Below are 13,298 nucleotides of genomic sequence, written 5' to 3' on the forward strand. Positions count from 1 at the left end.
GTAATTGGCAATTGTTTTATAAACAGTTACTTTTGCTCAGAACAAAACACAACAATAATGCCAACAACACAACAACTTCAAGAGTTTACACAACAGGTTCGTAGAGACATCGTTCGAATGGTTCATGCTGTAAATTCTGGTCATCCAGGAGGATCTTTGGGATGTGCCGAATTTTTAACATGTTTGTACCAAGAAATCATGGATTATTCTACTGATTTTAAAATGGATGGGAATAATGAAGATTTATTCTTTTTATCAAACGGACATATATCGCCAGTTTATTATAGTGTTTTAGCACGTAGTGGTTTTTTTCCTGTTGCAGAATTAGCAACATTTAGAAAGTTAGATACACGTTTACAAGGACATCCAACAACGCACGAAAACTTGCCAGGTATTCGTATTGCATCTGGTTCTTTAGGGCAAGGGATGAGCGTTGCAATTGGAGCTGCACAAGCTAAAAAGTTAAACGGAGATGATAAAATTGTATATACATTACATGGTGATGGAGAATTACAAGAAGGTCAAATTTGGGAAGCTGCAATGTATGCTGCTGGTAAAAAAGTTGATAATTTAATTTCAACGATTGATGTTAACGAAAAACAAATTGACGGAACTACCGACCAAGTTTTAGCTATGGGAAGTTTAAAAGCAAAATTTGAAGCTTTTGGATGGGATGTGTTAGAGGTTAAAGAAGGTAATAATGTTGATGTTATTTTAAAAGCAATGGCTGATGCAAAATCTCGTACAGGTAATGGTAAACCAATTTGTGTGTTATTATATACAGAAATGGGTAACGGTATTGATTTTATGATGCACACACATGCATGGCATGGTAAAGCCCCAAATGATGAGCAATTAACATCATCATTAGCTCAAAACCCTGAAACATTAGGAGACTATTAAATAGTTTTTTACTGATAAAATTTAAATCCCGCTCTTATAGCGGGATTTTTTTATGCTTTTATTCACAAAAAAGCGTAAGTAATATTGTAAATTTACGTCAATAATATAGGAGAATAATTAAACTAAAGTATGAGAATAGGAATAGTATGTTACCCGACTTTTGGAGGTAGTGGAGTAGTGGCAACCGAATTAGGAATGGCACTTGCCGATAAAGGTCACGAAGTACATTTTATAACCTACAATCAGCCAGTGCGGTTAGATTTTTTTTCTCACCGATTGCATTTTCACGAAGTTGTTTTAGAAGAATATCCATTATTTCAATATCAACCTTACGAGTTGGCATTATCTAGTAAAATGGTAGAAGTTGTTGAAAAATTTCAATTAGAAGTTTTACATGTACATTATGCAATTCCGCATGCATATGCTGCTTATATGGCTAAAAAAATGCTGCTAGATAAAGAAATTCATGTAAAGGTAGTTACTACTTTACATGGTACAGATATTACCTTAGTTGGTAGTCATCCAACATATAAAACAGCGGTAGAGTTTAGCATAAATAAATCAGACGAAGTAACTGCGGTTTCTAATAGTTTAAAAGCAGATACATTGCGTTTATTTAATATTGAAAAAGATATTAAAGTGATTTATAATTTTATTGATGGAGAAAAATATGCAAAAGCCCATCAAGATGAGTGTAAAAGAACAGCTTTAGCAGCACCAGAAGAAAAAATTTTAACACATGTAAGTAATTTTAGACCAGTAAAACGTACTGATGATGTGATTAGAATATTTAATAAAGTTCAAAAAGAAATTCCATCAAAATTATTAATGGTTGGTGATGGTCCTGAGCGTTTAAAAGCAGAAAATTTAGTAAAAGAACTAGCTATTGAAGATAAAGTATTGTTTTTAGGAAACAGTAATGAGGTAGCTAAAATATTATGTTATTCTGATGTTTTTTTGTTGCCATCAGAAACCGAAAGTTTTGGTTTAGCAGCTTTAGAAGCTATGGCAGCAAGTACAGCGGTTATATCTACAAATTGCGGAGGTTTACCAGAAGTAAATATTAATGGAGAAACAGGATATTTAAGCAATTTAGGTGATGTAGATGATATGGCAAAAAATGCCATTAAAATATTAAAAGACGATGCTGTTTTAAATCAATTTAAAATAAATGCGAAAGAACATATTAAATTGTTTTCTTTAGAAAAAATATTACCCGTTTATGAAGAAATTTATAAAAAATGCTCAGTAACAGTATAAAAAAAGCAACCAATTTGGTTGCTTTTTTTTTAAGGTATATTTAAATATTTATGTGTTTGTAAAGAGATTCTCCATTTCGGATTTTGCATTACATAATCGATAATCATTGGAGTCATTTTTTCTTTTTTACTCCATTCTGGTTGTAAAAAAAGTTGGCATTTTTTTCCGACTCTTTCAGCTTGTTCTTCAGCAAACTCAAAATCACTTTTATTATGAATAATCATTTTTAGTTCATCGGCCTCTTTATAACACTCTTTTGTAGGTAATTTTGTTTTTTTTGGTGATAAACAAAACCAATCCCAAATTCCAGAAAAATCATAAGCACCCGAAGTTTCAATATGAGTTTTCATTCCCTTATCTTGCAATTCTTTGGTAATATAATCTAAACTCCACATTAAAGGTTCACCACCTGTAATTACTACTGTTTTAGCATATTTTTTTGCATTGGTAACTATAAGATCTGTTTTTGTTGGTGGATGTAAATTAGCATCCCAACTTTCTTTAACATCACACCAATGACAACCAACATCACAACCACCAATTCTAATAAAATAAGCTGCGGTACCTGTGTGCGATCCTTCTCCTTGAATGGTATAAAATTCTTCCATTAACGGAAGCATTTCACCTTTATTTATTAACTCTTGTACTTCTTTTTTCAACATAAGAGTGCAAAGATAGGTAACATTAAAATTTTATGAATGATTTTTGTTACTTTTACGTGTTTTATCAATAAAAAGAACCGCAATAAGATGAGTAAAACCGAAGCGTTTTTTAATTATATAAAGGAAGGTTATAAAAGTAAGGGAGATTTTATCACTTTAGGAGCAGGTATGTTGGGGGAAGAAACCGTAACAAATGCTTTGGTAAATATTCCATTAAAAACTTTAAATCGTCACGGATTAATTGCAGGTGCAACGGGTACCGGTAAAACTAAAACCTTACAGGTATTGGCAGAAAACATGTCTGAAAAAGGGATACCAGTTTTATTGATGGATGTAAAAGGTGATTTAAGTGGGTTGGCACAGCCAAGTCCTGGTCATGTAAAGATTGATGAGCGCCACGAAAAAATTGGAATTCCGTTTAATGCAACAAAATTTCCGATAGAAATATTATCAATTTCTGAACAAAACGGAGTGCGTTTACGAGCAACGGTATCAGAATTTGGACCAGTTTTGTTATCTCGAATTTTAGATTTAACAGAGACGCAATCTGGCATTGTTGCAATTATTTTTAAATATTGCGACGATAATAAATTACCATTATTAGATTTAAAGGATTTTAAAAAAATACTTCAGTTTATAACCAACGAAGGAAAAAAAGAAATTCAAGAAGAATACGGGCGAATTTCTACTGCAAGTACAGGTGCAATTCTAAGAAAAATAGTAGAGATAGAACAGCAAGGTGGCGATTTGTTTTTTGGAGAAAAATCTTTTGAAGTAGATGATTTAACACGGATTGATGAAAATGGAAGAGGATTAATATCAGTTTTAAGATTAACGGATATACAAGATAAGCCAAAACTGTTTTCAACTTTTATGATGCAATTATTGGCAGAAGTTTACGAAACTTTTCCAGAGCAAGGAGATAGTGATCAACCTGAATTGGTTATTTTTATTGATGAAGCACATTTAGTTTTTGAAGAAGCATCAAAAGCATTATTAAATCAAATAGAAAGTATTGTAAAATTAATTCGTTCTAAAGGAATAGGTTTGTATTTTGTAACCCAAAATCCGAAGGATGTTCCAGAAGATGTTTTGGCGCAATTGGGAATGAAAATTCAGCATGCTTTAAGAGCTTTTACCGCCAAAGATAGAAAGGCAATTAAATTAGCTGCTGAAAATTATCCGGATTCTGAATATTATGATACGAAAGAAGTTTTAACACAGTTAGGAATCGGCGAAGCGTTGGTATCCGTATTAAATGAAAAAGGAATTCCGACTCCGTTAGCAAGAACTATGTTACGTGCTCCGATGAGTAGAATGGACATACTTACGGATAAAGAAATTAAACAAGTTTTAGATAATTCGAGGCTAATACCAAAATATAACGATGTTATAGATAGAGAAAGTGCTTATGAATTGTTAAATGAGAAAATAGCTAAAATTAACAAAGAAAAAACGGCAGAAGCTAGTAAAAAAGAAGCTGCAAAAACAAGGCGTAGAACATCATCAACATATAGTAGAAGTACGCGACAAAATCCGATAGTAAAAGTGTTAACAAGCGCAACATTTATACGCAGTGTATTCGGAATTTTAAAGAAAGTATTAAAATAAAACAAATAGTAAATAAAAACGTTTTCAATAAAAACAAATTAAATGAGAAACTTAATTAAACCACTTATTATCGCTTTAATGTCTGTTGTATTTATACAATGCGGAAATAGTAAATATGATATTTCTAAAGGAAAAGTAGGGCAATTAACCACCAAAACAACAATGGAAGAGGTTGACGGAATTTTTAAAAATGATTCTATTGTAAAAATATTAAGTGAAGGAGCAAAAGGACGTAACTTTTATCAAGAAGATGATAAATATTTAATTTATGAAAAAGGAGGAAAACATTTATTAACCATTGTACCAAATGAGCAATTAGACTCTGCATCAACCATAAAAAGTATAGAGGTTTTTGATGATCGTTTTAAAACCAAAACCGGATTAAATATCAATTCAAGTTTTCAAGAAATTAATGCGAATAATACTATAAGTAAAGTGGAATCATCATTTTTATCAGCAACTTTATTTATTGATGATTTAAACGCTACCATTTCAATTGATAAAGAAGATTTAGGATTAAAAGAATTTAGTACTCAAAAAGTAACTAAAGAACAAATTCCTGATTTAGCTAAAATAAAATCATTAACCATTTGGTTTAATTAAAAACAAACAAAAGTCGAAACATCTGTTTCGGCTTTTTTATTTTATAAGATGAAAAAATACACCATACAAAAAAGCCCGTTTGTTGTACCAACAACAGATGGTAAGTTAATAGAAGAGCATTTTGGTAATGCAACGGATAAAAAATCAAAAGTAAGCATTGCTCATATGGTTGCACCTGCAGGTTGGAGTGAGCCTTTTCAAACGCCAAAATTTGAAGAATATACTTATATTATAAAAGGAAAAAAACAATTTAATATTGATGGAGAAATTGTTGTTTTAAAAGCAGGAGAGTCTATTAAAATTGAAAAAGAGGTACGTATTAAATATTCAAATCCGTTTAATGAACCTTGCGAATATTTAGCGGTTTGTTTACCCGCTTTTTCTATTGATTTAGTAAATAGAGAAGATTAAAGTGTACATATAGTTAGTAATACACCCAACAGAATTGCTGTAAACTTTTTAAAGTTGAATTTATGATTTTCTGAACTTTCAAAAAGTATAATAGTTGAAATATGTAAAAATACTCCAATAATTAAAGCAGTTATTTCGGTGTGATATTGATTTAAAAAAGAAACTTTATCAGAAATTAAAACTCCAAACGGACTCATTAGTGCAAAAAGAGATAAAAACAGAATAATTGTTTTTTTCTTGTAAGTAGTTTGTAATAAAAACGTTGTTAAAACAATAGCGATCGGAATTTTATGAACTATTATTGCCCAAAGTAAATTGTCGCCAGCATGGTGTATTGGCAATCCTTCAGAAAAAGCATGAATGCACAAGCTAATAAACAACAACCATGGAAATTTTGAAGAATTTGAATGTAAGTGAATGTGCCCATGTTCTGCTCCTTTAGAAAAAGATTCTAAAACAGATTGAATTATGATTCCCACTAAAATTAAAATTCCTATTTTTTTAGCCTCGTGTGTATGTGTATAAACTTCGGGTACCAAATGTAAAATAGTAACCGATAGTAAATAAGCTCCGCTAAAGGCTAATAATAATCTTACAAGAGTATTGTTGGGTTTTAAAACTAAAACAAGTAAAGAGCCAACTAAAACAGCAACTATTAATAAAATGTAACTCATTCTCCTATTAAAATTAATCTATCCGAAGTGTTTTTATCAAAAGTTGATAAACTATAATCTCCAAAAACATGTTTTATTTTTAAGCCCGCCTCTTTAAAATAGGTTTGCATTTTATCTAAAGTTAAAAATTTAACTTGCTCGGTATATGAATGTTTTTGATTATCAGCAATAAAAGAAATATGTTTTAAGATAAAACCATCTTTAATTTCTCTTTTAATGAAAAATTCAATTCCATCAATAGTTTTAATTTCTTCTTTAACTAAATTATTTTTTACTTTTTCAACATTTAAAAAGTCTAATACAACAACGCCGTTTTCTTTTAATCCGTTTTTAAAACTTTTTAAAATAGTTATGTCTTCTTTATCATCCTCAAAATAGCCAAAACTTGTAAATAAGTTAAAAATAGCATGGTATTTTTGCTCTAAAGGATTTCGCATATCCCAAACCTCAAATCTTAATGATTCGTTTTCAAATTGTTTTGCGTATTTAATGCTATTATTACTTAAATCGCCACCAGTAACCTTATATTCTAAAGAATTTAGGTATACAGAATGTCGTCCTTTTCCACAAGGTATATCAGCTATGTGGCTAGATTTAGGCAAATTTAAAAACGAAGTAATATTTCGCATAAAAAACTGAGCATCGGCATCGTTTCTATGCTTGTATAATGTATGGTAATATGGTGTATCGAACCAAGAAGTAAACCAGTCTGTTGTTTTCATAGTTATAAGGTCTGCAAAAATACATAAATCTTACGTTTTTTAGATTGAAACAAGAAAAGATTCACATCAACCCAAAATTAACAGTACTTTTGCAGTGAAATTTTACTTTACATGGAAAAAGATTTTAAAATGACGGCCATTACCATGGCTGGTTTAGAAGAAGTGTTAGCAGATGAACTAAGAAAACTTGGTGCTCAGGATGTTAAAGAAGGAATACGTAATGTGTCTTTTAAGGGAGATACTGGTTTTATGTACAAAGCAAATATTGCTTTGCGTACGGCAATTCGTATTTTAAAACCGATAAAAAAGAGTAAAATTTTTGATGAAGAAGATTTATATGAAGCAATTCAGCGTGTAAAATGGGATAAATATATAGATGTTGACGGAACTTTTGCAATAGGAGCGGTTGTGAACTCTAAAAATTTTACCACCAATTCGCATTATATCAGTTTAAAATCTAAAGATGCTATTGCTGATTATTTTATGCATAAGTATAAAAAGCGTCCGAATGTAGATTTAAAATACCCTGATGTTAAAATTCACATCCATATTCATAGAGAATGGTTAACGATTTCGTTAGACTCTTCAGGAGATTCTTTACATAAAAGAGGATATAGAAGTGCTACAAATATTGCGCCTATAAACGAGGTTTTGGCTGCTGGTTTGGTAATGTTATCGGGATATAAAGGAGAAGAAAATTTTATTGATCCAATGTGTGGTTCTGGTACTATTTTAATTGAAGCTGCGATGATAGCTAATAATATACCTGCAAATATTAATAGAAAGCATTTTGCATTTGAAAATTGGAAAGATTATGATGAAGATTTGTATTTTGTAATACAAGATGCGTTATTAAAAAAAATAACCAGTTCTCATTTTAAAATAATGGGGTTTGATAAAGCACCATCGGCAGTTAGTAAAGCTAAACAGAACATTGTTAATGCTAATTTAGAAGAATTTATAGGCATACACCATGTAAACTTTTTCAACTCTAAAAAAGAAGTATTTGGTAAAACAACTATTTTATTTAATCCGCCTTACGGTGAACGTTTAAATATTGATGTTAATGAGTTTTATGCAAAAATAGGGGATACGTTAAAACATAATTACCACGGATCTACAGCTTGGTTAATAACTTCGGATATGCAAGCCTTAAAAAATGTAGGATTACGAACTTCGAAAAGAATTCCGCTTAAAAATGCCGATTTAGATTGTCGTTTTGTAAAGTACGAATTGTACGAAGGAAGTAAAAGAGTAAAAAATGATTTTGAATCTGATATAAAAGAAGAAGAATAAAAAAATCCGCTGATAATTTCAGCGGATTTTTTATTGAGAGTTAAATAATCTTATTTATTTTTTAATAGATGTTTATTAAAACTTTTACCGTTTATTTTAGTGTATTTAGCATCAATATCATAAGCTACTTCCATGTTAGTTATGTTAAAAGTACCAGTTACTTTAGCGTATTTTATATCTAAATCTTCTTGAAATTGTACGTTTTTAAACGAAACTCCGTCCTTAAACTCGGTGTATTTAAAAATAGCGCTTTCGCTAAAAACAGAGTTTTCAAAACTTATAAAATTTTTAAATTTAGCGTATTTAAAGGTAGCTGGTTCGTTAAAAAAAGTGTTTTTAAAAGAGATGTCTTTTTTAAACTTAGCATATTTAAAAGTAGTGTCATCGTTAAATTTAGAGTCAGAAAAATCAGTGTTTCTATCAAAATCAGAATATTTAAACATTGCTTTTTCATTAAAAGTACATTTTTTAAAAATTACTTCATCTTCAAAATTAGCAATAAAAGTATAACCGCTTTTTTCGTGAGGTATATAAGCCAACACATCATCATTAAAAGTACAGTTGGTAAACGATATTTTATTGGTAATTTGTTTTTCAATAGTATTAGAGTCGCCGTTGTTCCACCAGCTTTTTCTTTTGGGTAATTTATGCAAAGCATCTTTCATAAAAGTAAAATCTAAAACCCCATTAATAGTTGCGTTAGTAATTGATATTGATTTACCCTCTTTTAAATCGTTAATAATATCTGTCGCATTTATTGTTTTTTGAGCTGATGCTGTTAAGCAAAATAAAATGGCTATAAAAGTAATTGTATTTTTCATGTTCTTGTTTATGTATTATATTAAAAAGACAAAAGATATTGTTGTTTGTGACACTTTTATAAGCAAAAACAGCATTTAGTTACCTAAATGCTGTTTTAAATATGTAATTAAAGAAGTTTCTTAGTTAACTGAATCAGCTAAACCAGCACCAGCTTTAAACTTTACTACGTTTTTAGCAGCAATTTGAATTTCTTTTCCAGTTTGAGGGTTTCTACCAGTTCTAGCAGCTCTCTCAGAAACAGACCAAGTTCCCCATCCAACTAATGCAACTTTATTCCCTGACTTTAAAGACTTAGTAACGTTAGAAGTTAAAGAGTCTAATGCAGCTTTAGCAGAAGCTTTAGAAATTCCTGCATCAGCAGCCATTGCATCGATTAAATCTGATTTGTTCATAATTTAAATAAGTTTTAAAAATTAATTATTGTTTTTTGCTAAATAGCTCAACAAATATAGTAGGAATGCGGTACCATGCAAGTTTTGAGGTTAAAAAACAAGGTTTTTGTTAATAAGTTAGGTTCAATTGTTAATAACCACAGTTGTTTTTTGTTAAAAAACGCTAAAACCTTATGGATAAAGGGCTACAGCACTTTTGCTTTTTCATGAAACTGAAATCCGTTTAATAAACTTACCGAGTCCATTAATTTTTTACCCGAAATTTTAATTTTATTAATAATAAGGTATCCTTCTTTTGTGGCAATTTTTAATTCTTTTTTAGAAGTAACAATGCTTCCGATTTCTATATTATGCGACACAAATTCTTTTGTTACTTGATATATTTTAGCAGAAATTTCTTCTTCGCCATTTTGTATAGTTGTCCAAGCGGTAGGGTACGGATTTAATCCACGAATGTGATTGTAAATATCATTTAACGGTTTAGACCAGTCTATTTTACAATTATGAGGATATAATTTATGTGCAGGTTTTTCTTCTAATTCGGGTTGTTTTGTGGTATTTACATCGCCCTTAGCAATTAAATCTAAAGTATCGGCAACCAAATCAGCACCTAAATACATCAATTTATCATGCAATTCGCCTACAATTTCATCTTCCTTTATCGTAACTTCTTTTTGTAAAATAATTTCACCAGTATCAATTTTATCATCAATAAAAAAAGTAGTTACACCAGTTTTGGTTTCACCATTAATAATTGCCCAATTAATAGGAGCAGCGCCACGGTATTCTGGCAATAAAGAGGCGTGTAAATTAAAAGTACCAAATGTAGGCATTGCCCAAACTGCTTTTGGTAACATTCTAAAAGCAACGACAATTTGTAAATTGGCATTCCATTTTTTTAAATTTTCTTGAAACTCTTCATTTTTTAAGTTTGTAGGCTGAAGAATGGGTAAATTTTGAGAAAGCGCGTACTTTTTTACAGCAGATTGATTTATTTTACGACCTCTACCAGCAGGTTTATCAACCGCAGTAATAACGCCTACTACATTATAATCATTTTCAATAAGGTGTTGTAAAATGGTTACTGCAAAATCGGGCGTTCCCATAAAAACGATGCGTAAATCTCTCATTTAGTGTAAAAAATATTTATTGTTAGTAACGCTGATTTTTTCTTCTGATAACAGCGCTCGCAAAAGTATTAAAATGTTTGCTTCTTTTTGATTAAGAAGCGTACTGATTTCAGCAACTGTTAATGTTTGATGCTTTTTTAATAAGGTAACAATTTCTGTATAATTGGTTGTGGTAGTTTGTTTTTGTTGCAGGCAAACATCGCAAATACCACATTTTTTAGTTGATTTTTCATCAAAATAATAAAGCAATTGTACACTTCGGCAAGTTTCATCATTTTTAATAAATTGAATTAAATCGCTATTTTTTTGTTTTTTCTGAGCTAAATACGCTTTTATATTTTTTGAAACTCGATTAATAGTTTTGTCATCTTCTCTTGGATGTAGAAAAAATAATTCGGAATTATTACTCGCTTTATGATATTCAATTAATTCTTGTTCTGCCATTTTTTCTAATTCAGCAATAACTTTCCACGAAGTTAAACTTACTTTTTTAGCAATATAAAATTCATCAATTTTTACCAAGTTTTCAAAAACTCCACCATACAAGCGTAAAAGTGTTTGTATAAAATTTTTAGAAGACGGATTTTGCTGAGAATATTTTAAAATGTGCTTGCTAGAAACAATAAACTGAATGGTAGATTTTTGATTAAAATTAGCATTTAATTCAATAATACCATTACTATTTAACACTTGTAAAGCGTTATGAGTTTTTGTTGGTATTAATTTATATTTAGTACAAAATGCTAAAAAATTAAAATCAAAAGCGGTTTCAATTAATTCGCCCTTAGCTATTTGAAAATGTTGATACAGTTTTTGATGTGTAATTTTAATATCAGCAATTGATGGTAATGATTTTTCTAATAATTCTTGACTGATTTTTAGGTCACTGTTATTCGTTAAAACAACCGAAAAAGCTTTGTTTCCGTTTCTTCCTCCGCGACCGGCTTCTTGAATGTAATTTTCTATTGATGCAGGAAGATTTAGATGAACAACCACACGAACATTTGGTTTGTCTATTCCCATACCAAAAGCATTGGTGGCAACAATTATGGGCGTTTTTTCAGCCATCCAATTATCAAAAGAAAGCTTTTTTTCAAGGCTCGATAATCCTCCGTGATAAAAACCACTTTTAAATCCGTTTGCGTTTAAGTAGGCGCTAATTTCTTTTGTTTTTGCTCTAGAGTTTACGTAAACAATGGCAGGAGCTTTAGTTTTTGTAAAAATCTGATGTATTTTACGAAGTTTATCTTCCGTTTTAAAAATTTGATATGCTAAATTTTCTCTAAAAAATGATTTTTTAAAAACAGTAGGCTCTTTTAAATCTAACGAAACCCGAATGTCATCAATTACTTTTTTTGTTGCCGTTGCTGTTAAAGCAATAATTGTTGTGGTAGGATGTATTTCTTTTAAGATAGAAATATTTTGATAAGAAGGTCTAAAATCATGCCCCCATTCCGAAATACAATGCGCTTCATCAATAGCAATTAAATTTACATTTAACTGTTTTATTTTTTCTTGAATAAAACGAGCTTGTAAACGCTCGGGAGAAATATATAAAAATTTTGTTTTTCCGAAACGGATGTTGTCAAACAAAGTAATTATTTCGTCTTGCGAGCTTCCTGAAGGAATTACAGTTGCTTTTATCCCTTTATTAACAAGGCTTTCTACCTGATCTTGCATTAAAGCGATTAACGGAGAAATAACAATGCAAACGCCTTCGTTTGCTATAGCAGGAATTTGAAAACAAATAGATTTACCACCGCCTGTTGGTAATAAAGCAATGGTGTTTTTTTGATTTAAAACAGATGTTATAATTTCTTTTTGGGGATTTCTAAAAGAAGAATGTCCCCAATAATGTTGTAATATTTTTAGTGCTTTATCGTGCATCGTTTTATAACGAATGTAAAATAAAGTCGCAACGTTCTTTTACTGTTCCGAAAGGAACTTCAATAATTTCATATCCAATTTGTTGATAAGCTTCTTTTAAAAAAGTATCAATTTTTACTGCTTGTTCAAAAGTTTCGTAACGTTCATTATCCGATCTGTAAATTTTTTCCCAAGGAGCACACATAAATACTTTGTTATATAAATATTTAGTGCATTTTTCTTTATAAATAGGCGGATATTCACTTCCTAAATAATCCATATAAGCGTGTACATCAGGAATTCCTCTATCAAAAAAAACAACGTCTGTTTTGCTTTTATCAGCTTCTAAATATTGTTGTTCTCTACCTTCAAGCAGCATTTGACTAAAAAGTAAAGGTTGTTCTAAAAACAACTGATCTATGCCTTCTCGTTGTGCTTTTAAGGTTACTTCTCGCGAAATTTCGGGCATACAATGGTATCCACGTTTTATAAATTCTCTTAAAATTGAAGATTTACCGGTACCAGGACCTCCTATTAAAACTATTTTTTGTTGCATATTGCAAAAATATAAGTTTCAATTTATAAATGTAATAAATAGTGTAATTTTGTGCTTCATCATTTTTTAGAAAAAAGATTTATAAAAACATTATGTCAGATAGAGAAGCATTTTACATTAAATTAAAAGCACAATTAGAAGATACCACTACATTTCCTGCTAAATATTTGTATAAATTTATAGTGCCAACAGACGGAAATCAAGTTGAAGAGGTTAAGAATTTATTTGATAAAGGTGGAGCGGTTATTGAAACAAAAAAATCGAGAACAGGTAAATACAATAGTTTATCGATACATTTAACCGTAAAAAATGCTGATGAAGTAATTGCATATTATAAAAAAGCAGAAGCTGTTAAAGGAATAATTTCGCTATAAAAAATTCCTTTTTTGT

Annotated in this window: 15 protein-coding genes; 7 read left to right on the forward strand and 8 right to left on the reverse strand. The window is 30.2% G+C overall.

Going from position 1 to position 13,298, the window contains the following annotated elements:
• Positions 1-57 precede the first annotated feature (57 nt).
• Positions 58-903, forward strand: a complete 846-nt coding sequence (locus ACN5J5_RS10850; protein WP_418644913.1) for a transketolase — start codon at positions 58-60, stop codon at positions 901-903.
• 129 nt (positions 904-1,032) lie between these two features.
• Positions 1,033-2,163 carry an N-acetyl-alpha-D-glucosaminyl L-malate synthase BshA gene (gene bshA, locus ACN5J5_RS10855; RefSeq protein WP_418644914.1) on the forward strand — a complete coding sequence of 377 codons (1,131 nt, stop codon included), beginning with the start codon at positions 1,033-1,035 and terminating at the stop codon, positions 2,161-2,163.
• 29 nt (positions 2,164-2,192) lie between these two features.
• Here bshA and ACN5J5_RS10860 read toward each other — a convergent pair whose 3' ends face one another.
• Positions 2,193-2,825, reverse strand: a complete 633-nt coding sequence (locus ACN5J5_RS10860; protein WP_418644915.1) for a 7-carboxy-7-deazaguanine synthase QueE — start codon at positions 2,823-2,825, stop codon at positions 2,193-2,195.
• 87 nt (positions 2,826-2,912) lie between these two features.
• Here ACN5J5_RS10860 and ACN5J5_RS10865 point away from each other — a divergent pair, with 87 nt between their 5' ends.
• From ACN5J5_RS10865 to ACN5J5_RS10875, 3 genes are read left to right on the forward strand one after another with little or no spacing between them, the layout of a single operon-like run.
• On the forward strand, positions 2,913-4,436 hold the full coding sequence (locus tag ACN5J5_RS10865) for a helicase HerA-like domain-containing protein (protein WP_418644916.1): 1,524 nt from the start codon (positions 2,913-2,915) through the stop codon (positions 4,434-4,436).
• A 42-nt stretch (positions 4,437-4,478) separates the two neighbouring features.
• On the forward strand, positions 4,479-5,039 hold the full coding sequence (locus ACN5J5_RS10870) for a hypothetical protein (RefSeq protein WP_418644917.1): 561 nt from the start codon (positions 4,479-4,481) through the stop codon (positions 5,037-5,039).
• A gap of 48 nt (positions 5,040-5,087) precedes the next feature.
• Positions 5,088-5,450 (forward strand): cupin domain-containing protein, encoded by a 363-nt coding sequence (locus tag ACN5J5_RS10875; RefSeq protein ID WP_418644918.1) that lies wholly within the window; start codon positions 5,088-5,090, stop codon positions 5,448-5,450.
• On the opposite strand, the gene ACN5J5_RS10880 is transcribed toward ACN5J5_RS10875, so the two are convergent.
• Both ACN5J5_RS10880 and ACN5J5_RS10885 read right to left on the reverse strand, forming a co-directional pair.
• Positions 5,447-6,124 carry a ZIP family metal transporter gene (locus tag ACN5J5_RS10880; protein ID WP_418644919.1) on the reverse strand — a complete coding sequence of 226 codons (678 nt, stop codon included), beginning with the start codon at positions 6,122-6,124 and terminating at the stop codon, positions 5,447-5,449. The genes ACN5J5_RS10875 and ACN5J5_RS10880 overlap by 4 nt on opposite strands.
• The gene (locus ACN5J5_RS10885) at positions 6,121-6,846 is read right to left on the reverse strand and encodes an SAM-dependent methyltransferase (RefSeq protein WP_418644920.1); all 726 of its coding nucleotides are present in this window, start codon (positions 6,844-6,846) and stop codon (positions 6,121-6,123) included. Before ACN5J5_RS10885 ends, ACN5J5_RS10880 begins: the two co-directional genes overlap by 4 nt.
• 111 nt (positions 6,847-6,957) lie before the next feature.
• Here ACN5J5_RS10885 and ACN5J5_RS10890 point away from each other — a divergent pair, with 111 nt between their 5' ends.
• Positions 6,958-8,142, forward strand: coding sequence for a THUMP domain-containing class I SAM-dependent RNA methyltransferase (locus ACN5J5_RS10890; protein ID WP_418644921.1), 1,185 nt, complete (start codon positions 6,958-6,960; stop codon positions 8,140-8,142).
• A gap of 50 nt (positions 8,143-8,192) precedes the next feature.
• Here the strand turns inward: ACN5J5_RS10890 and ACN5J5_RS10895 are convergent, their stop codons facing one another.
• The 5 genes from ACN5J5_RS10895 to ACN5J5_RS10915 form a co-directional block, all read right to left on the reverse strand.
• Positions 8,193-8,963, reverse strand: coding sequence for a pentapeptide repeat-containing protein (locus tag ACN5J5_RS10895; protein WP_418644922.1), 771 nt, complete (start codon positions 8,961-8,963; stop codon positions 8,193-8,195).
• A gap of 120 nt (positions 8,964-9,083) precedes the next feature.
• Positions 9,084-9,356: an HU family DNA-binding protein gene (locus ACN5J5_RS10900; RefSeq protein ID WP_068705485.1), complete on the reverse strand. Its 273-nt coding sequence runs from the start codon at positions 9,354-9,356 to the stop codon at positions 9,084-9,086.
• A 185-nt stretch (positions 9,357-9,541) separates the two neighbouring features.
• Entirely contained in the window at positions 9,542-10,486 is a 945-nt protein-coding gene (gene fmt / locus ACN5J5_RS10905) for a methionyl-tRNA formyltransferase (protein ID WP_418644923.1), read from the reverse strand.
• On the reverse strand, positions 10,487-12,373 hold the full coding sequence (locus tag ACN5J5_RS10910) for a RecQ family ATP-dependent DNA helicase (protein WP_418644924.1): 1,887 nt from the start codon (positions 12,371-12,373) through the stop codon (positions 10,487-10,489).
• Positions 12,374-12,377: 4 nt separating this feature from the next.
• Positions 12,378-12,908, reverse strand: a complete 531-nt coding sequence (locus ACN5J5_RS10915; protein ID WP_418644925.1) for an AAA family ATPase — start codon at positions 12,906-12,908, stop codon at positions 12,378-12,380.
• 92 nt (positions 12,909-13,000) lie between these two features.
• Between ACN5J5_RS10915 and ACN5J5_RS10920 the strand changes: the two genes are divergently transcribed.
• On the forward strand, positions 13,001-13,282 hold the full coding sequence (locus ACN5J5_RS10920; RefSeq protein ID WP_418644926.1) for a DUF493 family protein: 282 nt from the start codon (positions 13,001-13,003) through the stop codon (positions 13,280-13,282).
• Positions 13,283-13,298 lie beyond the last annotated feature (16 nt).

The sequence above is a fragment of the Tenacibaculum insulae genome, from assembly GCF_964512435.1.
GTDB classification, from domain to species: Bacteria; Bacteroidota; Bacteroidia; order Flavobacteriales; family Flavobacteriaceae; genus Polaribacter; species Polaribacter insulae_A.